This window comes from Aquiflexum lacus, from assembly GCF_015476655.1.
GTDB lineage: Bacteria > Bacteroidota > Bacteroidia > Cytophagales > Cyclobacteriaceae > Aquiflexum > Aquiflexum lacus.
This window is the reverse complement of record NZ_JABFHF010000001.1, coordinates 37,025-62,527: the sequence shown is the minus strand read 5'-3', so window position 1 is coordinate 62,527 and position 25,503 is coordinate 37,025. Positions and strand designations below refer to the sequence as shown.

25 protein-coding genes and 1 pseudogene are annotated in these 25,503 nt (G+C 39.8%); 13 read left to right on the top strand and 13 right to left on the bottom strand.

Translation table 11 applies throughout. The annotated features are described in order from the left end of the window. From eboC to HMJ38_RS00320, 4 genes are all read left to right on the top strand, one after another. Positions 1-912: a UbiA-like protein EboC gene (eboC, locus tag HMJ38_RS00335; protein ID WP_194972385.1), complete on the top strand. Its 912-nt coding sequence runs from the start codon at positions 1-3 to the stop codon at positions 910-912. 86 nt (positions 913-998) lie between these two features. After that, complete coding sequence (locus tag HMJ38_RS00330; protein WP_194972384.1) at positions 999-2,153, top strand: 3-dehydroquinate synthase; 1,155 nt, start codon at positions 999-1,001, stop codon at positions 2,151-2,153. A 42-nt stretch (positions 2,154-2,195) separates the two neighbouring features. Beyond that, entirely contained in the window at positions 2,196-3,410 is a 1,215-nt protein-coding gene (gene eboE, locus HMJ38_RS00325) for a metabolite traffic protein EboE (RefSeq protein ID WP_194972383.1), read from the top strand. Further along, positions 3,407-4,783, top strand: coding sequence for an alkaline phosphatase family protein (locus tag HMJ38_RS00320; protein WP_194972382.1), 1,377 nt, complete (start codon positions 3,407-3,409; stop codon positions 4,781-4,783). Before eboE ends, HMJ38_RS00320 begins: the two co-directional genes overlap by 4 nt. 54 nt (positions 4,784-4,837) lie before the next feature. Here the strand turns inward: HMJ38_RS00320 and HMJ38_RS00315 are convergent, their stop codons facing one another. The 6 genes and pseudogenes from HMJ38_RS00315 to HMJ38_RS00300 form a co-directional block, all read right to left on the bottom strand. Next, on the bottom strand, positions 4,838-5,074 hold the full coding sequence (locus tag HMJ38_RS00315; protein WP_194972381.1) for a hypothetical protein: 237 nt from the start codon (positions 5,072-5,074) through the stop codon (positions 4,838-4,840). Between the two features lie 199 nt (positions 5,075-5,273). Continuing rightward, entirely contained in the window at positions 5,274-5,996 is a 723-nt protein-coding gene (gene istB, locus HMJ38_RS00310; RefSeq protein WP_194972380.1) for an IS21-like element helper ATPase IstB, read from the bottom strand. Between the two features lie 2 nt (positions 5,997-5,998). Beyond that, on the bottom strand, positions 5,999-6,610 hold the full coding sequence (locus HMJ38_RS25710) for a Mu transposase domain-containing protein (RefSeq protein WP_394355046.1): 612 nt from the start codon (positions 6,608-6,610) through the stop codon (positions 5,999-6,001). Beyond that, positions 6,605-7,336: pseudogene (istA, locus tag HMJ38_RS25705) on the bottom strand (IS21 family transposase); the annotation flags it as partial. The pseudogene istA and the gene HMJ38_RS25710, both read right to left, overlap by 6 nt. Before the next feature lie 75 nt (positions 7,337-7,411). After that, positions 7,412-7,570 carry a LuxR C-terminal-related transcriptional regulator gene (locus HMJ38_RS25235; RefSeq protein WP_228779807.1) on the bottom strand — a complete coding sequence of 53 codons (159 nt, stop codon included), beginning with the start codon at positions 7,568-7,570 and terminating at the stop codon, positions 7,412-7,414. Positions 7,571-7,778: 208 nt separating this feature from the next. Continuing rightward, complete coding sequence (locus HMJ38_RS00300; protein WP_194972379.1) at positions 7,779-8,033, bottom strand: hypothetical protein; 255 nt, start codon at positions 8,031-8,033, stop codon at positions 7,779-7,781. Between the two features lie 450 nt (positions 8,034-8,483). Here HMJ38_RS00300 and HMJ38_RS00295 point away from each other — a divergent pair, with 450 nt between their 5' ends. Further along, complete coding sequence (locus HMJ38_RS00295; protein ID WP_194972378.1) at positions 8,484-8,711, top strand: hypothetical protein; 228 nt, start codon at positions 8,484-8,486, stop codon at positions 8,709-8,711. A gap of 54 nt (positions 8,712-8,765) precedes the next feature. On the opposite strand, the gene HMJ38_RS00290 is transcribed toward HMJ38_RS00295, so the two are convergent. From HMJ38_RS00290 to HMJ38_RS00275, 4 genes are all read right to left on the bottom strand, one after another. Further along, positions 8,766-8,981 (bottom strand): hypothetical protein, encoded by a 216-nt coding sequence (locus HMJ38_RS00290; RefSeq protein ID WP_228779806.1) that lies wholly within the window; start codon positions 8,979-8,981, stop codon positions 8,766-8,768. A gap of 230 nt (positions 8,982-9,211) precedes the next feature. Next, on the bottom strand, positions 9,212-9,877 hold the full coding sequence (locus tag HMJ38_RS00285; protein ID WP_194972376.1) for a hypothetical protein: 666 nt from the start codon (positions 9,875-9,877) through the stop codon (positions 9,212-9,214). A gap of 629 nt (positions 9,878-10,506) precedes the next feature. Further along, positions 10,507-11,907: a purine-cytosine permease family protein gene (locus tag HMJ38_RS00280; protein ID WP_194972375.1), complete on the bottom strand. Its 1,401-nt coding sequence runs from the start codon at positions 11,905-11,907 to the stop codon at positions 10,507-10,509. A gap of 69 nt (positions 11,908-11,976) precedes the next feature. Continuing rightward, on the bottom strand, positions 11,977-13,011 hold the full coding sequence (locus HMJ38_RS00275) for a GntR family transcriptional regulator (RefSeq protein WP_194972374.1): 1,035 nt from the start codon (positions 13,009-13,011) through the stop codon (positions 11,977-11,979). Between the two features lie 163 nt (positions 13,012-13,174). On the opposite strand from HMJ38_RS00275, the gene HMJ38_RS00270 reads away from it, so the two are divergent. The 5 genes from HMJ38_RS00270 to HMJ38_RS00250 all read left to right on the top strand — a co-directional run bounded on the left by HMJ38_RS00270 (position 13,175) and on the right by HMJ38_RS00250 (position 20,380). Next, positions 13,175-15,283, top strand: coding sequence for a bifunctional aldolase/short-chain dehydrogenase (locus tag HMJ38_RS00270; RefSeq protein WP_194972373.1), 2,109 nt, complete (start codon positions 13,175-13,177; stop codon positions 15,281-15,283). A gap of 269 nt (positions 15,284-15,552) precedes the next feature. Beyond that, entirely contained in the window at positions 15,553-16,830 is a 1,278-nt protein-coding gene (locus HMJ38_RS00265; RefSeq protein ID WP_194972372.1) for a sugar isomerase, read from the top strand. Between the two features lies 1 nt (position 16,831). After that, positions 16,832-18,151, top strand: coding sequence for an FGGY-family carbohydrate kinase (locus tag HMJ38_RS00260; protein ID WP_194972371.1), 1,320 nt, complete (start codon positions 16,832-16,834; stop codon positions 18,149-18,151). A 148-nt stretch (positions 18,152-18,299) separates the two neighbouring features. After that, on the top strand, positions 18,300-18,515 hold the full coding sequence (locus HMJ38_RS00255; RefSeq protein ID WP_194972370.1) for a hypothetical protein: 216 nt from the start codon (positions 18,300-18,302) through the stop codon (positions 18,513-18,515). A gap of 857 nt (positions 18,516-19,372) precedes the next feature. Then, positions 19,373-20,380, top strand: coding sequence for an NHL repeat-containing protein (locus HMJ38_RS00250; protein WP_194972369.1), 1,008 nt, complete (start codon positions 19,373-19,375; stop codon positions 20,378-20,380). 348 nt (positions 20,381-20,728) lie between these two features. Here the strand turns inward: HMJ38_RS00250 and HMJ38_RS00245 are convergent, their stop codons facing one another. After that, positions 20,729-21,025: a DUF3784 domain-containing protein gene (locus tag HMJ38_RS00245; protein ID WP_194972368.1), complete on the bottom strand. Its 297-nt coding sequence runs from the start codon at positions 21,023-21,025 to the stop codon at positions 20,729-20,731. A 78-nt stretch (positions 21,026-21,103) separates the two neighbouring features. On the opposite strand from HMJ38_RS00245, the gene HMJ38_RS00240 reads away from it, so the two are divergent. The 3 genes from HMJ38_RS00240 (at position 21,104) to HMJ38_RS00230 (ending at position 23,589) form a co-directional block, all read left to right on the top strand. Beyond that, positions 21,104-21,667 (top strand): hypothetical protein, encoded by a 564-nt coding sequence (locus HMJ38_RS00240; RefSeq protein WP_194972367.1) that lies wholly within the window; start codon positions 21,104-21,106, stop codon positions 21,665-21,667. An 18-nt stretch (positions 21,668-21,685) separates the two neighbouring features. Next, positions 21,686-22,171, top strand: coding sequence for a GNAT family N-acetyltransferase (locus HMJ38_RS00235; protein ID WP_194972366.1), 486 nt, complete (start codon positions 21,686-21,688; stop codon positions 22,169-22,171). 284 nt (positions 22,172-22,455) lie between these two features. After that, complete coding sequence (locus HMJ38_RS00230) at positions 22,456-23,589, top strand: ATP-binding protein (RefSeq protein WP_194972365.1); 1,134 nt, start codon at positions 22,456-22,458, stop codon at positions 23,587-23,589. Positions 23,590-23,597: 8 nt separating this feature from the next. On the opposite strand, the gene HMJ38_RS00225 is transcribed toward HMJ38_RS00230, so the two are convergent. Beyond that, positions 23,598-24,215, bottom strand: coding sequence for a 6-bladed beta-propeller (locus tag HMJ38_RS00225; protein ID WP_194972364.1), 618 nt, complete (start codon positions 24,213-24,215; stop codon positions 23,598-23,600). 224 nt (positions 24,216-24,439) lie between these two features. Continuing rightward, a complete protein-coding gene (locus HMJ38_RS00220) occupies positions 24,440-25,441 on the bottom strand; it encodes a DUF4221 family protein (RefSeq protein WP_317174482.1) in 1,002 nt (333 codons plus the stop codon). Positions 25,442-25,503 lie beyond the last annotated feature (62 nt).

Below are 25,503 nucleotides of genomic sequence, written 5' to 3'. Positions count from 1 at the left end.
ATGTCAAAAATAAAAGCTTATTTACAGCTCACCCGACCCGCAAATATCGTTACTGCTATTGCAGATATTTGGGCAGGCTTCGCCGTCGCCGGTGGAGCATTGGTTATATTTGCCGATGAAACTGTCCTTATCCATTCACCCGTTTTTCAAAACTTGCTTTGGTTGACACTTTCGACCATAGGCTTGTATGGCGGGGGTGTTGCCTTCAATGATGTTTTTGATGCGGCATTGGATGCCAAGGAAAGACCAGAAAGACCCATACCAAGTGGAAGGGTATCAAAAGGCAATGCTGCTTGGATGGCTTTTTTGTTATTGGTTATGGGGGTTGTGGCAGCATCTTTGGTTGGGCCAATCAGCGGATTGATAGCTTTAATTGTGGCCGGCCTTGCTGTTCTATATGATTATTGGGGAAAGCATCAGTCCATTATTGGGCCTATCAATATGGGACTTTGCCGTGCAGGAAATCTCCTTTTGGGCGTCAGTGCTTTTCCAATCATGCTTAATAGTTATTGGTTTTTGGGCATTATTCCTTTGGTATTTGTGGCAGCCATTACCATGATCAGCAGAGGGGAAGTACATGGGAAAAACAGAAAAGCTTTGATCGGAGGGTTTGCGATGTACTGCCTGATCATTTTGGCCCTGATTGATTTGGCGTATTTCGAAGGGAAAAATCCACTTCATGTGATTCCTTTCCTCGTCCTATTCGCTTACATGATTTTTCCTCCCTTGATCAAAGCAATCAGGTCTCAAATCCCACAAATGATTGGAAAAGCCGTAAAAGCAGGAGTAATTTCCCTGATTATTCTCAATGCCACATTGGCTTCTGTTTTTGCAGGTTGGCAATTTGGGCTAATTGTATTGATCCTTTTGCCAGTTTCGCTATGGCTGGCCAAGAAATTTGCCGTTACTTGAAATCTTATTTCGATAACTAGAGTTTATTAAATTGCAAAACATTCCATATCCTTTAGGGATTAACAAGAAGATTTAAGTTTATAAAAATGGAAAAGATAATTGAACAGACTTTTGCGGTACCCTTCAGGTATCAGGTCTGTTTTTTGGAAGGGATTTTTGATTTAACAAATCCACTATTGGCCACTTTTCTGGATAACGGAAAAAAAGCCAAGGCATTTTTTGTGGTGGACAGTGGCGTAACAAATGCTTTTCCGAACCTCCTGAATGATATCCGAAAATATGCTGATGCCTATCAGAATAAGTTTATTTTGAGTGCGGAACCTCTGATAGTTGAAGGAGGTGAAATCTCCAAAAATGATGAAGCAACTTTCAAGAAGATTGTAGATGCCACGAGTATTTTCGGGATAGACCGTCATTCTTATATTGTTGGCATTGGAGGCGGGGCAGTGTTGGATATGGTTGGATTTGCCGCTGCTATTTCCCATAGGGGCATCAGACATATTCGCATACCGACTACTGTTTTATCCCAAAACGATTCCGGAGTCGGTGTCAAAAACGGCATCAATGCCTATGGCAAAAAGAATTACCTGGGAACATTTGCTCCGCCTTTTGCGGTAATCAATGATTTTAATTTCCTGACCACACTCGATGATAGAGATTGGCGTTCAGGAATCTCAGAAGCCATCAAAGTGGCTTTGATCAAGGATATTGAATTTTTTGAGTGGCTGGAAAAAAATGCAACAGCATTGGCCAACCGTGAAATGGCCCCCATGCAGAAATTGATCATCAAATGTGCCCAAATGCACATGGACCATATTGCCGGCAAAGACCCCTTTGAATCAGGTTCTGCCAGACCTTTGGACTTCGGACATTGGGCAGCCCACAAATTGGAACATTTGACACAATATCAGGTGCGGCATGGGGAAGCAGTGGCCATTGGGATTGCTTTGGATAGTACATATTCCTATTTGAAGGGAATGATTTCCAAAGTAGATTTGATGCGTATCATTAACCTCATGAAAGCACTTGGATTTGGAATTTATGCCCATGAGTTATCCGGTAAGGAATTGCTAAAGGGTCTTGAGGAATTCAGGGAACATCTTGGCGGTGAATTGACCATTACTTTATTGGAATCTATGGGCCAAGGAGTCGAAGTCCATCAAATGGACAATGACCTGATTCTTCAATCCATTGATCAATTAAAATTATTTCATCAGGAGAAAGTGGCTGCTGATTCCTAAATTGTGGGATTGTTGAAATTTTAATCCAATTCCAAAACTTCAATGTTTACAAAAGGACATCACCTGACGTATTGCACCAATATCCATCCCGGAGAAAGCTGGGCGGATACTTTTGAAAATCTAAAGCAATATATCCCTAGGATCAAAAAAGAACTTTCTCCAAATCAACCTTTTGGAATAGGACTCAGGTCTTCCCACGAAGCAAGTTTGGATCTGGCAAAACCAGAAAATCTGGCTGACTTTAAAACCTGGCTGAGAGAAAATAACTGTTATGTTTTTACCTTCAATGGCTTCCCCTACGGGGGTTTTCACAGACAGGTAGTCAAAGATGAAGTGCACCAACCGGATTGGACCACTCCTGAAAGATTCGCCTATACGGAAAGGCTTTTTGATATTCTTGCAGACCTTTTGCCTGATGAAATGGATGGTGGGATTTCGACTTCTCCCCTCTCCTACAGACATTGGTATAATACCAAATCAGATTTGGAAAATGCCACCCAAAAGTCAACAATCCATTTGGCCAAAATAGCTGCTAAACTTTATACCATACAGCAAAAAACAGGTACACTCCTGCACCTCGACATCGAACCCGAGCCGGACGGCATTCTTGAAAACACACAGGAAGTCATTGATTTCTATCAAAATTGGTTGGTTCCTATTGGATCTGAATATCTTGAAAAAGAATTGGGACTCTCCGGTCAGGAAGCCGAAAAATGTCTGAAAGAACATATCAGAATTTGCTATGATGTATGTCATTTTGCAGTGGTCTATGAAAATCCGGATGATGTTTTTAAAGCCTTTGAAGCTGAAGGGATCAAAATCGGTAAAATCCAGATCAGTGCTGCTTTAAAGGCTGACATTCCGCAGGATAAAAATGAGAGGAAGGAAATGGAAGCTTTGATAGCTCCATTTTCCGAATCCACATACCTGCATCAGGTGGTAGCGAGAGAACCAAATGATCAATTAACTTCCTTCAACGATCTGCCTGAAGCGATGAATACGCTTGAATCAACAGATGCATTGGAATGGCGCATTCATTACCATGTCCCGATTTTTCTGGCTGATTATGGAAAAATCTCCTCCACCCAATCAGATTTACTTGATGTGTTGAAATACATCAGTAGGAAAAAAGTCTGCAACCATTTGGAAGTGGAAACCTACACTTGGGAGGTTTTGCCGGAAGGCATCAATTTGGATCTAGGGAGTTCTATCACCAGAGAACTTCAATGGGTCATCAAAAACAGTGGAAACTCATGAAAAAAACCGTAGTCATAGATATTGTTGCCCTTTCAAGCAGGGTAATCGGTGAACATACCCCATTTTTGAAAGAATGGATCGCCAAAGGAAAAAAAGCAACCATCGATCCTGTGCTGCCGGCAGTGACCTGTTCGGCACAGTCAGTTTACCTTACCGGAAAATGGCCTTCTGAAAACGGAATTGTTGGCAATGGCTGGTATTTCAGGGATGAATGTGAAGTGAAGTTTTGGAGACAGTCTAATCATCTGGTCCAAAGTGAAAAAATCTGGGACCATGCCAAGAAGATAAACCCTGAGTTTACCGTTTCCAATATGTTCTGGTGGTACAACATGTACTCCAATGCTGACTATCAGGTAACCCCAAGACCGCTTTACCCCGCTGATGGTAGAAAATTACCGGATTGCCATAGCCATCCCATGGGTCTGAGAGACAGGTTACAAAAAGAACTGGGACAATTCCCCCTCTTTTCTTTTTGGGGACCAAACGCCAATATCTCCTCCACGAAGTGGATCGCGGAAGCCTCAAAAAAAGTCGATGAATGGCATAATCCAACCCTTACTTTGATCTATTTGCCACATTTGGATTACAACCTGCAGCGATGTGGCATCGACTTTTCCAAAATCGGCAAGGAGCTACAGGAAATTGATGACGTCTGCAAAGACCTGATTACCTACTATGAAAATCAGGGTACCAATGTCATTCTACTTTCAGAATATGGCATCACTTCAGTCAACAACCCTATCCATATCAACAGGATCTTGAGGGAGAAGGGATATATCGCTGTAAAGGATGAATTGGGATTGGAAACCTTGGATGCCGGAACCTGTAAGGCTTTTGCTGTAGCAGACCATCAATTGGCACACATTTACATCAAGGATAAAAAAAACATCCCGGCTGTAAAGGCACTTCTTGAAAACACTTCGGGAATTGAACTGGTATTGGATGAGGAAGGAAAAAAGAAATTCCATATCGATCACGGTAGGGCCGGAGAGTTGGTGGCCGTAGCAGACAAGGATTCTTGGTTTACCTATTATTATTGGCTGGATGATGCCAAGGCACCGGATTACGCAAGATGTGTGGATATCCACCGCAAGCCAGGATATGACCCGGTGGAGATGTTTGCCGATCCGAACATCAAATTGCTGAAAGCAAAAATTGGAATGAAGATCCTCAAAAAGAAGCTCGGTTTCCGCTACTTGATGGATGTGATTCCCTTGGATGCCACTTTGGTCAAAGGGTCACACGGGGCTATTCCAAAAGAAAGTTTGGACCATCCTATATTTGTTAGCAAAAACAAGAGTCTTTTTGAAGGAGAAAAGTTGGAAGCAGTCGATGTGATGGATTTGATATTGAAGGAGGTATTTGGGGGGTGATTTGTAAAAGTTTAGAGAGGAGGATTACAAATCCTCATTATCTGGGGTTCGACATTACAAATATCGAACAGCGAAAGAATCAAATTCTGCCAAAACTTTCATGGACTCTTCCCTTACAAGTTCCGATTCTTTAGCAAAAATTTTTTTTTCAAGCATCTTTCTTTTTTGGATCTTATTGTAAAAATCAATAGCCTGATTAATATATCTATTTCTTGAGGATTCCATTTTTCCTGATAACTCCTCAGTTTCCTGGAAAATACGCTGCTCAAGTTTTAAACAAAGTGTTTTCATATATCTCATAAGTTTTTGCTTAATTCAAAGATAAAAGGTGGGGCAAATGGAGTTGGTGTAACTTTTATTCATTTGTGTCAACGATTATTTTTTGCATTCCTTACTGCTTTGGATATTCCGGACAATACTGACCCCTGTTCCGGGCATATTGACCCCTCTAAAAATGGGTTTGGTTCTATAATCTGTTAGACTGACAATTTTACATTTTTTTTCTGAGACTTTCTCCTTTTAACTCTATTCTGTAGGAAGAATGGACCAATCTATCAAGAATAGCATCTGCAATTGTCTCTTCTCCTATGATATCATACCAACTTGACACAGGTAGCTGACTGGCAATGATTGTTGATTTTTTCCCGTGTCTGTCTTCAACCATTTCCATAAAGTCCATCTGTTGCTGTTTTTCCAAGTGTGTCAGACCAAAGTCATCAATGATCAGGAGATCTGCCTTGGCGAGTTTATCAAAGAATTTCATTACTGTACCTTCAAGTCTTGCCATTTTGGTTTTGAGCATCAACTTCTGTGTATTGAAGTAAGCGGCTTTATATCCCAGGATACAAGCCTGATGTCCCAGCGCAGATGCCAGATAGCTTTTACCACAGCCGGTGGCTCCTGTGATCAGTACAGGCTCTCCTTTGGTGGTGTATTCTCCTGTGGCAAGAGTGGTAAGCATCATATCATCAAGACCTCTTGTCCTGTCGAGCTTGAGTTCTTCAAGAGATGCTTTGTATCTGAATGCCGCATTCGTTTCAAGTCTTCTGAACCTTCTGTTATCCCTTTCAAGCTCTTCGGCCTGCAGCAACAGTTCAAGACCTTCTGATAGCGATAGACTTTGGTTTTTTCTTGTTTCTTTGATGGCTGTCCATGTTTTGGACATACCGTGCAGCTTGAGTCTGGCAAAATGCGATTCGATCTGGTTTGTCATAGTTATTCAAAATTTATTGATTGTTGATTACTGTAATATGATTTACCTCTTACATTCTGATGCTTGGGCAGTGCTGTGATGTTGCTTTGGATAGATTCGTCTTCCATGTGGTTCTCTATGATGTTCTGGATAAACTTGTAAGAGAATATTCCATTCTCCATTGCTGTTTTACATGCTTTTTCCAAAGCTTCAGTATCTGATTTTCTTGCCAGGGCAAGCAACCCATCGCAGGATCTGTAGAGCTGTTCGGGATATCTTTTCTGTTCAAAAAGCAGACATACATACTCATAAAGCACCTTGGATATCTTAGCGGAAAGATTCCTGTAATAATCAGGACTTCTATCCCTGTAGTGCCGGTGATGTGAGCAGAGATGTTCTTTGACTGTAGAGTAAGCCCCAAGTTTGAAGTTTCTGGAATGTACGGCTACTTTCTTGCCTTCATGATAGATGTAGACCATCGATCTTGTATATGCAACTTTTACGGTATACCCCATAAGGGTGTGGGGAACACTGTAATAGTGTTTGTCGGCAGACAGATAGATATGGTTGTTTTTGGCAACCTTTAGCATCGAGTAGCTGCGCAACTCAAAACGCTCATCAGGCAGCTTTGCCAACAGCGTTTTTTCATCTGCGATAAACTTCTCTTCCCTGCAGTAGGGCTTCTTCTGCATTCTTGTCTGATTATGTGACTTCACTTTCAGTCTGATGGCCTGATTGAGAGATGTCATGTCGAAGAACTGCATATTCCTGAGTTTGGCATATACCCTTGAATAAAGGATCTTGACCTGGTTTTCCACCAGAGCTTTATCCTGGGGCTTTCTCACCCTTGCAGGAAGTACCGCTGTTCCGTAGTGGTTGGCAAAATCTTCAAGAGCCTGGTTGATGTCAGGCTCATACCGGTCTGCTTTGATCACAGCAGCCTTCAGGTTGTCAGGAACCAAAAGCTGTGGTACGCCTCCTAAATCTTCCAGACACCTGCTGAGAGCACAAAGAAAATCAGATATGCTCTGGGATGGTACAGCAATGGCAAAAACATAATCAGAGTAAGGGAGACAGGCAACAAAAAGCTGACATGATATCACCTCTCCGGTCTCTCTGTCTATATGGGGAATCGTTTTTCCTGCAAAATCTATGAAGAGTTTCTCCGCTGGTTTGTGGTCCAGCACCATGGTCGGTTTTCCTTTTGCTGTTTGTTGCTGGTCAAGATGAAAACAGAACTGTGAATAGCTGTATCCATCTGGATTAGACTGCCTGTACTCTTCCCAAAGGAGCATTCTGGTTACCCCGGTCTTTTCCAACTCTTTTTGGTAATACCCAAGGTTGGCTTTAAAGTACTCATACCTTGAGTCTTTATAGGAAGGATTTCCGGGATGAAAAAGTGTGTATAATTCAGGCTCGTCAAGGTTTAGAAGTGCCTATATTGTCATCTTCTCAGCCCTTTTGCCTGTCAATAGCTTATCAAGCTTAAAAAGGTATGTCTTGACGGTATTCTTGCTGATATCCAGAATACGGGCAATGGTTTTGACTCCCTTGCCCTGTCTTTTAAGTATTATCAATTGCTTTATCTGACTCATTGGTTTTGGTTTTCCAGCCATCGGATTATAGTTAGCGGTTATCGAAAGTATCCGCTAAAAAAAACCAAAACCATTAATCAGAGGGGTCAATATACTCCGGAATCTTGACTCAGGGGGATCAATATGCTCCGGAATATTATCAAAATTCTTACTTTAGGGGGTCAACATCCGCCGGAATGTCAGTCGAATCTGGCCAATCAGACCACTTTCACTGTTCAAAAACATTCCGGTTAAGAGGGGTCAGCATGCTCCGGAATATCCATGCTTTGACTTCTTCGTTGATTTCATCTATTGCCATTGTGGATAGCTCATATTTCTCGGCTAATTCCACACACTTGTTGTGGTTCTGTTTCATCAACTCTCTACTGACAAGTTCTACAAATTCTGTAAAAGCCAGGCTATCTTTTTTAATGCCAAATTTATTAAATTCAAATTCTGAAATAGAAATATTGAGCGTTCTCATATCGTTTTTTTTACTTCAAATTTTAAATAAAAGTTTACTTTGTCCTTATGGATACCTTTTAGGAGGTTTACCCAATTGAAATATGAGCATCATCATGGGGTTATAGAATCCCACGAAACGAAATCCTAATTTATTTGGTATCTATTTTTGATATTTAAAGGGTAGAAAAATAGGGGATAAGAGTCTTTAATGTAAGGCTTTGAGTTCTTTTACCTCGTACCTCGGATTCAGTATGACGTGGAATTAAATGTCGTACCCTCTACTGTAAATCCCAATTTTCTCCACTACCAATGATAGGAATTTTTAAAGTAACACACTCATCAAGTTTTAATGTAAGTTTTACCGTGGTGTTTATTTAGTTTAATTATAAACTGTTATTTTTCAGGGTTTTATTGAAACATTACCCTGTTTTATGGGAGTTTAATAGAGTGAAACCAAACGACAACAACTATGGAAAGAGTATGTTCAAATTGTAATTACTGGGAGCCACAGGCGCCAGTAGTTGCGAAAAAAGAAAATTACGGGGAATGTAATAAATTGAGTCACATTGAATCCAAAATGGATCCGGAATATATCATTCCTGTTTTAAATGACGGCAAACCAATCAATCCTGACACCAAATCAATCGAATACATTACCGGTGCCAGTTTTGGTTGCAATCAGTTTGCCGAAGCTTAAATATCCTTTCAATACACAGAAAGTCAGCACCTTAATTTAGGTGCTGACTTTTTTTTATCCTTCACCGACTTTTCCTTCAAATTGGTTTATAAACCCCAATAACTTCAAAAATGCCCATTTTTCCTCGTCCCATTCAAAGAGGACTGAGTCATTTTCCACCACCCCCGTCTCCAATGCAATAATGCCTTTCGGGATCATAAAAGTGGAACTGGAAGCTGTCCTTTTTACTCCACCCAAATTCATTGGAATAATAGGTTTGGCTTTCACCATCTAAGATCAAGATCCCCCCAATAAAATTTGCGGAATCAATTAATGCCCGCTATTTGGATAGGCGGAATTTTTGAATAAATACAAAGAAATAATAACATTTGTTCAACGATCTACCTATATTTCAAAGATTTAGGAATTTACCTATCTAAGAACTTTAATTTCCCAAGGGTGCTTTTTACTAAAATAATTTAAACGATAAATCTTTATTAATGTCATCAAAAGTATAATTTTTACCAAACGTTTTTCAAAATATCATCATAAAGTGAGACAATGAAATTCACAAAAAACCCGGCTGTTGCACCATAACCTAATTCCTTTCTCAAATTATTGGTTAATTCATTTAAAATATAACTTCTTGAAGCATCTTCCAAACTAGAGTTTTTAAGAATTGAAGATGCAACATTTAATCCCCTAGATAAATCTCTATCATCAACTTCATTGCCAGTAGAAAAAATTCCTTCCAACATCGCTAATATTAGAGCTTCTCCGAATTTTTCACCAATATCTACATTATGTGCAAAAAAGTAATATTCACCATAATTTCCATAATTCTGAATTTTAACATATATCCATCTACCATAATTCAGAACAGGCATTACAATGAGTTCAGGTTCATTTTCAGGATTAGTGCTTTGCTCCATCACCGAACCAAGATTAGATGAATTATATGTATAAATGTCATAATCACTCCCATAACTCTTGGTCTTTAATGTAAAGACGGCCATTTGGTCAGCTGGAATATAAAACTTGAAAAAAGTTGAATTACCTCTATCTATTGACCCATAATAATATTTGATATTAGTTTCATATGTTTGAAAAGTTTGTCCATAACAATTCAAGCAGAAAACAGTTGAGATAAAAATTGCAATTAAGATATAAGGATTACAACTTTTCATGGTCAATTCGATTATTAAAATAAAAATAAATAAATGCTACAAGAAAAAAAATTTTTTTAACAAAGTTTTTTTTCTAACCAACTTATTTTAAGCGATATACATAGAAGAAACTCATTCAAGATCATAAAAAAATATTGTTCTTTTTAAACGAATGAAGTACGATTCAATTCAAAAAAAGATGGTCTTGATTCAAGAACTTTTGTACATAACCTTAGAAATAAATAAGGGGGATTTATAAATAAACATAAAACACCTCAGGTTTATTTTATTTTAGCTTCTCTAAATAAAACCCTGTATCTTCTTCCCCTAAGTCAACTCTTTCTAGCTTCAACAAATGCATCAATATTTGAGGGATGTTTGAGTTCCACGATAACTAATTGTTTCCAAGTTCGCATCAATCAAACCATTAAAATAAAAACCTCCCTTCTCGCTTCTAATCTCTCGATCTTTTCACTTCATCCTTCCCCCACCCCTCTTCAAAAAGTTCAAGACCGCAAATCCTCCAAACCATCCCACCGTACAAATCAACAAACCAAGGTTCAACTGGGATTGGTTCAAGAGATCTTGATAAAACAGTATTGCCAATGAAAACATAACAACAAGTACGAATAGGCCAAAGTAGGTGCTTTTCATTTTTTCTGTAAGATTTTACTGAACAACAAAAACAACAATCCACAGGCCACCCAGGCTGGCAAAGTGAAAAAAGACAGGAAAACATCCTGATATAAAGACCATGCATAAAACACCACCATACTGATCAACCAAGCAGCCAAGACGGCTACATTGAAAGAAGTACCTTTCACTTGCGCATAGTTTTTGGACAATCCCAACTTTGCCGAAAAGTAATACTCAAAGAAAATCACTGCACCGATCGGAGCCAGAATAAACCCATACACAGCCACAAAATCCAGTAGTTTCATGGCAAAGGCGGGAAATAGCCCGGCAATTGTCGCAATCCCACCCGTCACCAAAGTGACTTTGACTGTAGAACTTTTGGGAAAAATGGCCTGAAAAGCCAATCCAGCCCGGTAAATGGTTGGGTTGGCGGTAGTCCATCCTGCTACCACCACACATATCAGTCCGGCAATACCTACCACCTCATAAGCCAATGGCCCGGGTGCCACGGGTGGAACTCCCCCACCTGCGAATATGGCAGCCGCTTCGGGACTTCTCAAGTAAAGCGCAAACATAAGACAAGCCGAGATCCAGGCCATAAAATGCCCGACATACATCCCCGCAGCAGTCGTCCATCCAATGGTATTTTTATTGGCATAGCGTAAAACGGATAGGTCAGACATCCCTAAGTGCATCGCTGCATTGCAAAACCAAGCAAAGAACATCACGTGCCAAAAGGTAAATTTGATCTGTCCGGGAAAAGGCTCCGAACCTGTTCCCCAAACCGCCCAAAGGTCTGAAAAGGAAGTCACTCCCAATCTTTTGGCGGCCACTATTCCAGCAATCAAAAACACCATCACCATCCAAGGTGCTGCAATATTGGAAAACTTGGAAACAGCATCATATCCTTTGGCAGCTACTACAGAAATCACTGCCCCTACTCCCAACACTACCAAAACCCATGATATGCTTGTTGGCACTGTATCGGTCAATGCCGGCATGGGCATATCAAATGGAATCCCTACTGCCGTCGCTGAAACAGTAATCATTGCCCCCGCCAAAAAACAAAACAATAGTCCATTGGCCAAATTGTAACCGATAACCAATTTACGGCCAGCTATTTTTTCCAACTTGTAATAAAGTGTCAACCTATCGGCAGTCGCAATGGGCGTGGTAATGTACCGCCAGGTCAGCACCGCCAAAAAATTCCCCACTAACAATCCTACTATCAAGTCAAAAGCCGAAACACCCGCAGTCAAAAACAAAGGCCCGATGACAAATTCAGTACCTGCAGCATGTTCCCCGGCATACATACCCAAAAACTTCCTCCAATCCTTAAAATGATAGGGAGGAACAGGTTGGCGTTCAAATTCTCCTTTTCGGGAGGGTTCCTGCAGAATTGCATTGTTTTCCATAGGTTGATTTTGGGTCGAGGTTGAAAAGTACAAAAATCTTGGATATTATGATATCCTGTCATGTCCTGTCTAAAGCGACTCCCTTACAATTACCTTAAATTCATTTTTAATCTTTTTCCCCTCTTTACTCAAAATCATATCTGCGGTAAGCTTTCCCATGGCAGAAAAGTCCGTGGTGATTACCGTTATTCCTTTTTGTAGGACCTCTTTCAGAGGGGTTTCATTATAGGATAGGATTCCAAGATTTTTCCCAATATTCAACCCTTTAATTTGTCTTGTCTTTTTAATCAGGTTCACCAGATCATTTTCCTCAATAATCACGTATGCTTCTCCTTTGATTGGGTTTCTTTCAGTACTGATTTCAGGGATTATTTCAAAATCAAAATTTTCCTCTACCGCAAATTTCTTAAAACCTAAAAGTATTTGTTCAGGATAAGGATAATTGGAGTGAAATGGAAATACCAAAACAAGCTTTTGATATTTCTCCAACTTAGACTTCAATTGCTTCAAAGCCATATAAATATCCATTTTGAAATCCTGGAATACACTTCCAAAATATTCGTTTATCCCCTCTATCTGATGGTCCAAGATAATCAGCTTTTCTTTGGGAAGCTGTCTGATCAAATCAATGGCTTTTTGTTCGCAGTCCTTTTTAAAATGAGGCATAATGATGTAATAATCATAGGACTCTTTTTGTTGATCCAGGATTTTTTTGAAGAGGGAATATTCACAATGGTAAACCTGGAAAACCACCTCTGCCCTATCCTCTAATTGAATCAACAGCGCATTATAAATCTCCTTTTTATAAGCACTGAGTTTGTTGAATAACAACAGTATTTTAAATTTGGACAGGTCAGAATGATGACTGATGTAAAATCCCTTCCCTCTGACAGACTCTATGATTCCCTGGTTTTTGAGAATGGTATAGGCTTTTTCTACGGTATCCCTTGAAAGATAGTATTCTGCACTCAGGTTATTGATAGAGGGAATTTTATCTCCGTATTTCAATTTGCCCACAGTAATCATACTTTTGATGGACTTGACTATTTGAATGTATTTTGGGACACTCGAACGCTCATCCATGTACAGGTCAAATTTGTTCATAGGTTAATGGGCTAAATAGCGGTAAGGTTAGAAGAAATACTTTTTAAAAACAAATACATTTGGTTGAATTCTGGTTTTTCCAACAGTATAGTGCAGGACAGAAAGCAGCATTTAGGCCTTTATATTTAAAATCTATTTGAAGTAATAATCAGAATTTTACAATATGAAAACAGCTACCCCAACCTTCAACCACGTCTCCTTCCTCTGGGACGAAGAAAAAGCAAAATCCCTCGGCGACGACCAAGTTGCCTTGTTGATATACCGCTCCAATATCCTCGGAGCAGATTTAAGAATTACCAATTACGGCGGGGGTAACACCTCCTGCAAGACCATTGAAAAAGATCCTTTGACCGGAAAGGACGTGGAAGTGATGTGGGTAAAAGGTTCCGGCGGGGATATCGGCACTTTGACCAAATCCGGATTGGCTGCCCTCTATGTGGACAAACTACGGGCTTTGGAAGGGGTATACAAAGGTATTGAACAGGAAGATGAAATGGTCGGACTATTCAACCATTGTATATATGACCTGGACTCAAAAGCTCCTTCCATTGATACGCCGCTCCATTCTTTTTTGCCCTTCAAACACATCGATCACCTGCATCCAGATGCGGCTATAGCTATTGCAGCATCAAAAGAGGGTGAAAAAATCACCAAAGAACTTTTTGATGGGCAGATTGCCTGGGTTCCTTGGCAGAGACCGGGTTTTGATTTGGGGCTTCAATTGAAAAGAGCCTTGGAAGCTAATCCCGGTATCCGCGGCATCATGCTGGGCGGACATGGACTTTTTACTTGGGGAGACACGGCCTACGAATGCTATGTCAACAGTTTGGAAGTCATCGAAAAAGCATCCGCCTACTTAGAAGAAAACTACGGCAGGAAAAGACCTGTTTTTGGTGGTGAAAAAATCCAAGCCTTGGATCCAAGCAAAAGAAAAGACCAAGCTGCCAAAATCGCCCCCTTGTTGAGAGGATTAGCATCTAGCTATAACCGCATGGTTGGAACTTTCAACGACTCCGACACCGTCCTACAGTTTATCAACTCAAATGATCTGGACAAACTGGCACCATTGGGAACTTCCTGTCCGGACCATTTCCTCAGGACAAAAATTGCACCTTTGGTTCTTGATATTCCTGCAGATCAGGATTTGTCTGACATGAGTTCTTTGAAAGGACATATTGAAAAGCTTTTTGCTCAATACAGAGAAGGGTACAAAGGCTATTATGAAAAACATAAGCGCAGCAACAGCCCCGCCATTCGTGACACCAATCCGGTGATCATCCTTTGGCCTGGTGTAGGGATGTTTTCTTATGCCAAAGACAAACAGACTTCCCGAGTTGCCTCTGAATTTTATATAAACGCCATCAATGTGATGCGTGGGGCTGAGGCTGTTTCCGAATATGTCTCTCTGCCTTTGCAGGAAGCCTTTGACATTGAATATTGGTTGCTCGAAGAAGCCAAACTCCAAAGGATGCCAAAAGAAAAACCACTTTCCAGAAAAGTAGCTTTGATCACGGGAAGTGCAGGAGGGATTGGAAAAGCAATAGCGGATAAGTTTGCTGCTGAAGGCGCTTGTGTTGTCCTTTCTGATATCGATGAAGATAGATTGACCAATGCCAGAAAAGACTTTGGAAAAGATGCAGCCATCGCTGTCAAACTTGATGTGCTGGATAATGACACTATTGCTCAAGCCTATGCAGCAGCCTGTTTGGCCTTCGGTGGAGTTGACATCATCGTCAACTGCGCCGGATTGGCCATCAGCAAACCTTTGGGCGACACCACCGAAGCTGATTGGGATTTGCTGAATGATATATTGGTAAAAGGTCAGTTCAAGGTATCCCAAGCTGGAGTTTCTGTCCTGAGAGCCCAGGGATTAGGTGGGGATATTATCAATATCGTCTCTAAAAACGCTTTGGTTTCCGGACCAAACAATGTGGGTTATGGTACTGCCAAAGCAGCTCAGGCCCACATGTCAAGGTTACTGGCCGCTGAACTCGGCCCAGACAAAATCCGTGTCAACGTGGTCAATCCTGATGCAGTCATCGAAGGCTCCAAAATCTGGGAAGGCACCTGGGCACAAGGAAGGGCAAAGGCTTATGGGGTGGCAGTAGAGGAATTACCCGCTTTCTATGCTAAAAGAACCTTAATGAATGAAATCATTTCTACGGAGGATATTGCCAATGGGGTTTTTGCATTTGTGGGTGGCTTGCTGGCCAAGTCTACCGGAAATATCATTAATGTGGATGGCGGGATTGCGGCTGCATTTGTTAGGTAAGGGCGCAAAGATTTTGTTTCCCGCGAAGACGCTAAGGCGCAAAGATTTGATTGATAAATAAATCAAAGTGTTTCCTATGTTTTGAGGATTATTACTGACAATGGCTTGTCCTTGTCACCTCGACGACAGGAGAGGTCTATTTACCCTTTTCTTTGGAATTAGATTTCTCCCTACGGTCGAAATGAAGGAGAGGTTTTCTTCCAAATTATTCCTTAAATTCAAATTCAAACCAGACCTACTTTGCCCTCTTAGCGCATTTGCGAGACAATATGAAAATCACCACCGACCATATCCAATCCTCCAACAAACCATTGGAAATCAACCACGCCCGGGAATTCAACTTCCTTGCTGAAAAACTGGAGAAAAAAGGACTGGATGTAGAAGCTTTGATACAGAAACTGCAAGACTTGCAGATTGCGATTCCTTCTTGGGCATTGGGGACGGGGGGTACACGTTTTGGGAGATTTTCAGGTGGGGGTGAACCGTCCTCACTGATCCAAAAAATTCAAGATGTGGGCATTCTTCATGCGCTTAACCGTTCCAGTGATTCCATTTCCCTACATATTCCATGGGATATTCCTCAGAATTATGATGCTATCCTGCAAACAGCCGCAGAAGGGGAAATCAGGTTTGATGCAGTCAATTCCAATACCTTTCAGGATCAAGCAGATCAATCCCTTTCCTTTAAATTCGGCTCTTTGGCGAATAATGACAAATCCATCCGAGAACTGGCCATTGCCCATAACAAAGAGGTGATCCAAATCGGAGAAAAACTGGGTTCAAAAGCGCTGACGGTATGGTTGGCGGATGGAAGTTCTTTTCCCGGGCAACACAGCTTCCGAAAAACCCTGCAAAATACCCATGAATCCCTACATGAGATTTACCAAGAACTTCCAAATGACTGGAAGATGCTGATAGAGTACAAACCCTACGAGCCTTACTTTTACAGTACAGTGATTTCCGATTGGGGCACTTCTTTTTTGTTGGCCAACAAACTGGGAGAAAAGGCTTTTACTTTAGTGGACTTGGGGCATCATCTTCCCAACACGAACATCGAGCAGATTGTGGCTACCTTGATGACTGAGAGCAAATTGGGCGGATTCCACTTCAACGACTCCAAATACGGAGATGATGACCTGACCGTGGGCAGCATCAAACCTTATCAACTCTTTTTGATTTTCAACGAACTGGTAGCCGGTTTTGAAGAAACATCCAATCCGGCCTCAGCCTGGATGATCGATGCAAGCCATAATTTGAAAGATCCTATGGAGGACCTATTGCAGTCCGTGGAGGCTATCAAGCTGGCTTATGCACAGGCTTTGATAGTGGATAGAAAATCCTTAGCTGAAGCTCAAGGTAGCCAAGATGTTGGTCAAGGACAGGAGATTTTACAGGAAGCTTTCCGCACTGACTTGAGGCCCTTGGTTAGGGAAGCCATCCGCCAAAGCGGAGGAGCCATTTCCCCTATCCAATCCTACAGGGAACTGAAAGTGAGAGAGTCCCTGATCAAAGAAAGAGGGAAGGAAAGTAAAGCCAGCGTACTATAACATGGAGCCCATCAAGGTAACCGCCATATTCGACATCGGACGAACCAACAAAAAATTCTTTTTGTTTGACCAGGACTTCAAGGAGGTCTTCAGGGTTTATCATAGGCTTGGCTTTATAGAAGATGAAGATGGTGAAGAATGTGAGTCCATAACAGAACTGACCAAATGGGTGAAACAAACACTCAAAGAAGCCTTGGCACTGCCGGATTTTTTGATTACCAAACTCAATTTCACTACCTACGGCGCCTCTTTTGTACATATTGACCAAATGGGCAATCCCGTGGCACCATTGTACAATTACCTGAAAGAATATCCGGAGGAAATCTTGGAGCAGTTTTATGCCCTATATGGTCCACCTGAAAAATTCAGCCGTGAAACCTCCTCCCCTGCTTTGGCCATGTTGAACTCTGGCTTGCAACTCTATTGGCTAAAATATGCCAAGCCAGAAACCTTCAAGAAGGTACACAAGAGCTTACATTTGCCCCAATTCCTCTCCTATTTATTTACTGGAAAGGCAGTTTCAGAATATACAAGCATAGGTTGCCATACCGGACTTTGGGACTTTGGCAAAGGCACCTATCACAGTTGGGTCAACAAAGAAGGGATTGACCAAATCCTTCCCGAGGTGGTGGATACCACTACTACTTTCGCGAAAACCTTTGACAAACATAGCATGCGTATCGGGGTTGGCGTGCATGATTCCTCTGCTGCTCTTTTACCTTACCTTCAAAGCAATAACCAACCCTTTGCCCTGTTGTCCACAGGTACCTGGGCGATCAGCATCAATCCTTTCAACTCTTCTAACCTGACTACGGGGGAACTCCGTCAGGATTGTCTGCATTTTCTGAGCAAAGAAGGAAGGGCAATTAAAATAAGTAGGTTGTTTATAGGGGAAGAACACAAGATTCAGATTGAAAAGCTATATGCCCATTTCAATCTTGAAAAAGGCTATTACAAAGCTTTGGACTTTGAAAAAGAGCGTTATGAAAAAGCCAAATCCCAAACCAAAAAAAGGTTCAGGTTTGAATACCTCAAGCCGGAAGTTTATGGTTTGACCCAGACAAAAGAAACCGACTGGCAAGGTTTTACCGACTTCGAAGATGCCTACTACAGTTTTATACATGAACTTACAGAATTGCAAGTTGCTTCCTTGAACCTAGTCTTAAAGGATACCAATGTCCAAAAGCTCTATATCGACGGCGGCTTCAATGCCAATCCTATATTTGTGGAGATGTTAAGGGATAAATTACCTTGGCTTAGTATTGAAACCACGGATTTTGCTTTGGGGACTGCTTTGGGGGCAGGGATGATGGTGAATTGAAATCGGAGCGTAGCGGAGATCCCGAGAACGTAGCGAGTCGGGATAAAGTAGAAAAATGGTGGATATAAAATAGAAATATCTGGCTGGGATTCTGATTGATATTGAGATATTATTATCTTGAAAGATGGAATCATCTTATCTTTGGTAAATGGAAAATATATTGATAGAAAAGCTTGATGAAGAGAAATCCAAAACTGTTAAAACTATTTTAAAAGCGCTAAAAGTAAAATTTAAAACCTTGGAAGATATCTCAGATTCCAAAAAGATTGCTGAGAGTGTCGCTCGTGGCTATAAAGAAATGTTAGAAGTGAAATCGGGTAAATTGGAAGCAAAAAATGCAAGAGATTTACTTCATGATTTATGACTTTTCAAGTAAAAGCCATACCGGAATTTGAGAAAGAACTCAAAAAGCTATTGAAGGAATATCCCTCCTTAAAAGGACGAGTTCTTAACTTTAATTGAAAGTCTTGAAACTAATCCAAATCAAGGTGTCCAAATTTTTAAAAATTGTTTTAAAATCAGAATTGCTATTAAGAGCAAAGGAAAAGGTAAATCAGCCGGAGCAAGAGTAATTACCCATTTGACAATTTCCGATAATACTGTTTTCCTTTTGTCCATTTATGATAAATCCAAACAGGAATCAGTTACAGATGCCTACATAAAACTTTTGTTGGAACAACTTTAAGTAAAAAAAAGTAGTTTTTGAAAAAAATATGATCAAGGGATGGATTCCAATGAAGTTTCTTTTGAGGTTGCTGATTCCTTTGTAAACCTATTTCAGGGTTTCATTTACCTTTCTTTAATTTGAAATTTATTCGTTTTAGTAATGTTAAAAAAATGTTAAATTTTGTATTGGATATTGTGTGTGTGTGTGATAACTTATTTTAGAGTTGTTAATCCAATGTTCCATTATTAAACAAACGTTTTATGAAAAAAGTAATGCTATTTTTGGCAGGGTTCCTTTTCTTGACAGGTATTTAGGCCAATGCTTGTGCTGTTTCCTCCGAATGTGGAGACGGTGGCGCTGTTGCATGTTCCGGTCACATTTGCGTGGGCGGATCTGGTTGGGTAGAATGTTATGATACCAATGGAAATCTTACTAGGGGCCAATGTTCTCAACAGTAGATGGATGCTTTTGAATTAGCAAGAATAGGTAGCTTAGAGTAGAATTTTTAACTCTAAGCTATCTTAATATTAACTCTTTAACATACCGGAAAGTATATGAAACATTTATCTTTACTTATCGCTATCCTTCTTTTCGCTTGTTCAAACAGAGAATTTCCCCATCCAACCCCGGTACTATTGAAGCCAGCCAAAATTATAACTCAGCTTGATAGTATATTTTTTACCAATGTTTCCCTTTTTACTGACGATGAGAGGATTTATATACTCAGCCAAAACCCGGCTTTTATCGCAGCTACTGACAAAAACTTCAATCTTCTGTGGATAAGGAATGAAGAAGGGAACGGGCCGAGCGACCTCTATTATCCCGAACAAGTGAATGTCATAAAAGAAAAATTGTATATCCTAGATCACGGTAATCAAAGCCTCAAACAATTCGAGAAAAAAACCGGGAACTTTATTTCTTCTCTAAAAATCCCTGAACCTGTTCAACGATTCAGATTTGATTTGACCCAAGACGAGCATGCACTTTTTACAGTTTTTAATTCTGTTAATCATGAAAATGTGATAAAAGTTGATCGCAATGGAGAAGTAATAAAAAAGTTTGGGACGACTTTCCCGGAAAGACCCGGGCCAAACAGACAAATGAAGTACTTTCAACTGGACGGAAATGGAAATTTGATCTTAATTGGCGCAAGTTTACCTTATGTAGAATTATTGGATCAAGAAGGGGAAAGTATCAACCGATTTGATCTCAGTAAATATGAACCCATCAAAAGGTCATTAGATTCTTTAGAAGTGACTGTAGGAGAAGCCCCAAGAAATACAATCCCAACGATTATCACCGATGCCCAATATAAAGACGGAAAACTGTATGCATCCTTTACTGATCGAATAGGACTGGATCGGACGAAGGCGAGGAATCTTCTTGTATTCCGGTTAAATGAAAGGGATTGTGAGTTGGAGGCTATTTATAAATTTCAAACGGGAACTGATGATGACAATTTCAACCCTAAATATTTTCATGTTGATGCAATAGACAAAAAACTTTATGTTCAGGGACTTGTAACCCGGTATATTTACGTTTTCGATTTACTTGACTCATAACCCATTGACTTTTCAAGTAGTTTGTAAAGGCGATGGTCAACTATCTTTGGTTTTGTTTCTTGTTGTTTGTTTCAAGACTAAAGGGCCTTATCGAAGTGGATGGATTATTGACTTTTGAGTCTTTGACCCAAATTGCTAGAAGTTGGAATTTCCAAACAGAGCAGTACAAATGTAATACCTCCGGACAACGCCAATTTAGATTTTGACCTTGTTGGCAGGCAGGTATCTCCCCCATATTTTTATTTTATCCCGAATCGCTCGACTCTCGGGATCTACACCAAAACTTCGATTTCTATATATTTCTACCATATTTCCATCGTTTCTCGGGTCTACGCCTTGGGAGATTCTTTATCTTCTAAACCATTGCCCTGCAACTATAAAAACAACCGCTCCGATCAAGGTTACAAAAATGCCCAAACTGTCGTTTAATGATGGCTTATCCAGCCAAATGGCTATAAAATGTCCCGCTAGGATGACTGCCCCCATGATGAAAAATCCAACCATCATAAAAGTAGGAAATCCATTTCCATTCACATTTTCTTTTTCTCTTTGGGACAGTGTACTATAGCCTGCAATTAGATTCGGGAATAGTTTGACCAAAATGCCAATCGCAATAAAAATCAAGGCTACGTATATGTTCTTCATGATGGTAGTTTTTGGTAATGGAAAACTAAAAATATAAATATTTTTTTTAATTTAGTAACAACCATAAAAAACACGATAATGGCAATTAACTTTAATTCAGCGATAATCGGGACTTTTTTGTTCATATGTTCCTTATGTTTTGATGGATTTGCACAGAGCGAAGCAGAGACCATTACCGCGAAAAACACACTTTCGGTCGAATTGGGTGGAAATGCCGGTAGATATGCCTTAAGCTATGGACGCCTTTTTCACCAAAACGGTAGTTTCAAGCTGTCAGGCAGTGTGGGATTTTCTATGTGGCATGAAAATGTTTCAAGTTCAACATATTGGAACCCTGCCCTGCCGTTGGAAATAAATGCCTTATATGGAAGATCGAAACATCACTTAGAATTTGGATTAGGACTAACTCCTTATTTAGAGAACAGTTATGAATTTGACCCTTCGGGTGAGGATATGGTAAAAACATCCAATCATTTAAATACGATTTTGCCTTTTAGGTTAGGTTACAGATATCAAAAGCCTGAAGGAGGAATCTTTTTCCGGGCTGGATATACCCCTCTTATTTTTCTTCCTATTGGAGCACGCGATACTTTGCATTTTTTTCCGATTTTTGGAGGCCTGAGTTTTGGAAAAAGCTTTTAATACATAGATCGGTTACAAATGATAGAAATAAAAAAAGCAACACCAACCGACTACGACCAAATCTGGAACATCCTCAAACAGGTAATCGCCGGAGGTGACACTATTGCTTTCAGCCCTGACAGTTCCAAGGAGAAGATGTTGGAATTTTGGTGCGGGCCGGACAAGCATTCTTATGTTGCTATCATTGATGAAGAAGTTGTGGGAACTCTTTTTATCAAAGACAATCAACCTGACCTTGGTTCCCACATCGCCAATGCAGGTTATCTGACTTTGCCTTCTGCTAGGGGAAAGGGAGTAGGGTTGGCTATGGGAGAATTCTCATTGGTAGAAGCAAAACGTCTTGGCTATCAAGCCATGCAGTTTAACATTGTTGTGAAAAGTAACCAAGGGGCAGTACGATTGTGGCAAAAATTGGGATTTAAAATCATCGGGGAAATTCCGGAAGCATTTAATCACATGCATTTAGGAATGACTAATGCTTATATTATGTATCAGAAACTTTGATGGAAATCAATACTATTTTTCAAAAAATCTGATTTTAATGGGATCTGGTTTGGGGGATCGAAGGATATTGTTTGATACTTGTGGATATTCATTGATATTTTTTGGCGAGGTTAATTTTTTAGATTTCTAGGTAGAATAAAAGAATTAATTCTAAAAATCAGGCGTAATATTTAGAACGTAATCGAAAAATTAGGCGTAATATCTAGATTATAATCGAAAAATTAGGCGTATTTTTTAGATTACAATCTAAATATTCGGTATATTTGATCCGTAATTAAGCAACTATGATAACTAGAGCACTTGATGAAAAGATCATATCTTCCTGTTTCAAGGACAAAACCATTTTACTGCTTGGACCAAGACAGGTAGGGAAAACAACACTTTTAAAAGAAATTGTCAAGCACTTAAATGTCTCCTCTATTTGGTTCAATGCTGATGAGGCGGATATTTTGGAAGCTTTTTCTTATGCAGTCACCAGTACCCAATTGATCCAACTTATTGGGACCAACAACAAATTGGTCATCATAGATGAGGCGCAACAGATTCCCGAAATCGGCAAAAAACTTAAGCTCATTTTCGACAATAGACCTGACATACAAATCATCGCAACCGGATCTTCGGCTTTTGATCTTCAAAACCAAACTGCTGAACCATTGACCGGAAGAAAAAAAACCTTTCATCTTTTCCCGCTTACCTTCAAAGAAACAGTAAACCATACCTCCCTGATTGAAGCCAAAAGACTGTTGGACTCAAGGTTGGTTTATGGATTTTATCCTGAGGTAGTAAACAATCCCGGGAATGAAAAGGAGATCTTGATAGAAATTGCCCAAAGCTATCTTTACAAAGACGTACTGCAAATAGACAACATCCGAAAACCAAGCCATATCGAAAAACTATTAAAGGCATTGGCTTTTCAAGTTGGAAGTGAAGTCAGTTACCATGAAATGGCCCAAATCGTAGGAAATATAGATACGGCCACAGTTGAAAAATACCTTGACTTATTGGAAAAAGCCTTTGTTATTTTCAAACTTCCTGCTTTTAGCCGTAATCAAAGGAATGAAATCAAGAAGGGTAAGAAATATTACTTTTATGATAACGGAATTCGAAATGTACTCATCAGTAATTTTTCGCTTCCTGAAATCCGACAAGACAAAGGAGCTTTATGGGAAAATTTCCTGATTTCTGAAAGATTAAAGCAAAATGCATACAACCAAAAGTTTGTCAACTCCTACTTTTGGCGCACCCATGACCAAGCGGAAATTGACTACATCGAAGAGGCGGACGGTGTCCTGTATGCCTTTGAATTCAAATGGAAAGATCAGAAAGTCAGATTTCCGGCATCTTTTCTCCAATCCTATCCTGAACATCAGACGGCTGTGGTTAGTAGAAAGGAATTTGAGGAATTCGTTGGTCTGTAATAAAATTATCACTTCAACCTCACAATCCCTATCACAGGATTGGCCTCTTCAATAGTAGCATCCTGGTATTCCACGCTTTTGACAAAATAGAAAATGTCTTTGGTTAAATCCATTGGGTATAATATTAAAGGTTCACCATCTTCATCCAATACTCCTCCATTAAGGTTATAGCCTTTCGAAATTCGTTTGTCATACAGAAACATCATCTTTTCCCATTCAATGGTATACTCTGCTATCAAATAATTGACAAACATTCGAAATGACTTTTCCTCCAAGAACTTCCCCTCTTTAGTGTAAACCATTATTTTCTTTCCTGATGCCACATAAACCAAACCTGCTTCCGGATCCAAGGTCATAGAACTAATGCTCACATATTCTCCCGGACCATTACCTTGATTTCCGAAACGACCAATAAACTTGCCTTCCCTATCGAATACTGAAATTTTGCTGTCACCCAGATAAAACTTATCATCAAGTAGCATGACCTCTCTGACATAACCAAGCAAGGCACCCTCGGCCGTTTCCAACTGAATACGCTCAATGGATTTGGCAATGTCTGCCAAATAAATTTTCCCATCAAACTTCTCGGGAATAGTGATTTGAATCAGATCGGATTTGGGTTCCATTGTATGGAATTCATACTATCGGATAATTTGGACCAAAAAAGGCTTAAAGATTATAAGAATTTGCACAGATATATTTTTCTGTGGGCATCTATGGTATCTGTGAGAAACCAAAAGACTTTTTCACATTGAGGTGAACAGATAACTTGGATCTCTTGGATTCCTCCTGACAACACTTGTTTTAACTGCTGCATTGAAATGAACTTTATCCAGATTTTCCATATTTGCTACGGACCAGTTTTTAAAAAATCCAATCCAACGCGAATAAATCCAAGTTCATCCTCAAAATTATGATAGAGATAGATTTGATTGTCTACTATAAATATCCTGTAAGGTTTAATCCGGACTTCAGGAATCAGAAATTCCTCTACAATATTCAAATCCTTGTCCATGACAAAAAGGTAATTGTCATATTCAGGATTATCCATTTCGACATTTATTGAAGACAGCTTATAACCCCATCTAAAGATTTTCTGGTTTTCCTCATCCCATATTGGGATAAGGAATGACATTCCTTTTTCAAGATCCCTCTTGAAATCTTCGGATTCCTTTACACTATGCACTTCCTTGATTTTGTCTACTTTTGGGACATCTTCGTAGAAGTTTGATATTGAATTGGTAAGCTGAATTGAATTAGAATTTGTCCTATAAACAGCCATTTGTGGATAAGAGCGATTGTGTAAAATAAAATCATCTGAAAAATCCACTATAGAAAAACCTGTTACATAAGTAAAACTTGATTTCCCCAAATAGGTAATTACAGTACTGCTAATCAAATTCTCAGAACCGGGAATTTCTTTCAATTCATAGACATCTTCTTTAAAGTCATAAATCAACAAATTGAATTCAGGTTTTCCAAAAGTTGTAATGACGTTGTAAATTTTATTCTGATGTATTTTAAAACCTGTATGTCCAAATCTTTTTGCCAATTCATCCTGAACATAAAACAAATGGTCAAATCCTATTTTTTGTTTTAGATTACCTCCTAAGTCAACCTTGTAGAATCTATTATCCCCTAAAAGTACAAAAGTAGAATCATCCAATACTTTAAATCCAATAAACCAATCCCCAATCCCATTCGGTCCTTCCCTTTCCAAAAGCACTTCCTTCTCTAGCCTTGCATTTTCAAGATCGATAATTTGTAGTTTCAATTGCTCAACATCAATATTGAACACCTTTTTCTGATCTATTGACAATCCAGAATAACTAAGATTTTCCTTCAGATAAATGATGTCGGACCCTTAATCTATCATAATGGTATCAATCTTATACTTTTCAATCCTTGCATCAA

Bases quoted from the DNA above. Each gene is read 5' to 3' on its own strand.
- HMJ38_RS00290 (WP_228779806.1), bottom strand. From the start codon at position 8,981: ATGGTGAAAGCCAAACCTATTATTCCAATGAATTTGGGTGGAGTAAAA.
- HMJ38_RS00265 (WP_194972372.1), top strand. From the start codon at position 15,553: ATGAAAATCACCACCGACCATATCCAATCCTCCAACAAACCATTGGAA.
- HMJ38_RS00225 (WP_194972364.1), bottom strand. From the start codon at position 24,215: ATGGAACCCAAATCCGATCTGATTCAAATCACTATTCCCGAGAAGTTT.
- HMJ38_RS00300 (WP_194972379.1), bottom strand. From the start codon at position 8,033: ATGAGAACGCTCAATATTTCTATTTCAGAATTTGAATTTAATAAATTT.
- HMJ38_RS00260 (WP_194972371.1), top strand. From the start codon at position 16,832: ATGGAGCCCATCAAGGTAACCGCCATATTCGACATCGGACGAACCAAC.
- eboC (WP_194972385.1), top strand. From the start codon at position 1: ATGTCAAAAATAAAAGCTTATTTACAGCTCACCCGACCCGCAAATATC.
- HMJ38_RS00280 (WP_194972375.1), bottom strand. From the start codon at position 11,907: ATGGAAAACAATGCAATTCTGCAGGAACCCTCCCGAAAAGGAGAATTT.
- HMJ38_RS00275 (WP_194972374.1), bottom strand. From the start codon at position 13,011: ATGAACAAATTTGACCTGTACATGGATGAGCGTTCGAGTGTCCCAAAA.
- HMJ38_RS25235 (WP_228779807.1), bottom strand. From the start codon at position 7,570: ATGAGTCAGATAAAGCAATTGATAATACTTAAAAGACAGGGCAAGGGA.
- HMJ38_RS00330 (WP_194972384.1), top strand. From the start codon at position 999: ATGGAAAAGATAATTGAACAGACTTTTGCGGTACCCTTCAGGTATCAG.
- HMJ38_RS00270 (WP_194972373.1), top strand. From the start codon at position 13,175: ATGAAAACAGCTACCCCAACCTTCAACCACGTCTCCTTCCTCTGGGAC.
- HMJ38_RS00255 (WP_194972370.1), top strand. From the start codon at position 18,300: ATGGAAAATATATTGATAGAAAAGCTTGATGAAGAGAAATCCAAAACT.
- HMJ38_RS00235 (WP_194972366.1), top strand. From the start codon at position 21,686: ATGATAGAAATAAAAAAAGCAACACCAACCGACTACGACCAAATCTGG.
- eboE (WP_194972383.1), top strand. From the start codon at position 2,196: ATGTTTACAAAAGGACATCACCTGACGTATTGCACCAATATCCATCCC.
- HMJ38_RS00295 (WP_194972378.1), top strand. From the start codon at position 8,484: ATGGAAAGAGTATGTTCAAATTGTAATTACTGGGAGCCACAGGCGCCA.
- HMJ38_RS00240 (WP_194972367.1), top strand. From the start codon at position 21,104: ATGGCAATTAACTTTAATTCAGCGATAATCGGGACTTTTTTGTTCATA.
- HMJ38_RS00285 (WP_194972376.1), bottom strand. From the start codon at position 9,877: ATGAAAAGTTGTAATCCTTATATCTTAATTGCAATTTTTATCTCAACT.
- HMJ38_RS00245 (WP_194972368.1), bottom strand. From the start codon at position 21,025: ATGAAGAACATATACGTAGCCTTGATTTTTATTGCGATTGGCATTTTG.
- HMJ38_RS00250 (WP_194972369.1), top strand. From the start codon at position 19,373: ATGAAACATTTATCTTTACTTATCGCTATCCTTCTTTTCGCTTGTTCA.
- istB (WP_194972380.1), bottom strand. From the start codon at position 5,996: ATGACAAACCAGATCGAATCGCATTTTGCCAGACTCAAGCTGCACGGT.
- HMJ38_RS00315 (WP_194972381.1), bottom strand. From the start codon at position 5,074: ATGAAAACACTTTGTTTAAAACTTGAGCAGCGTATTTTCCAGGAAACT.
- HMJ38_RS00320 (WP_194972382.1), top strand. From the start codon at position 3,407: ATGAAAAAAACCGTAGTCATAGATATTGTTGCCCTTTCAAGCAGGGTA.
- HMJ38_RS00230 (WP_194972365.1), top strand. From the start codon at position 22,456: ATGATAACTAGAGCACTTGATGAAAAGATCATATCTTCCTGTTTCAAG.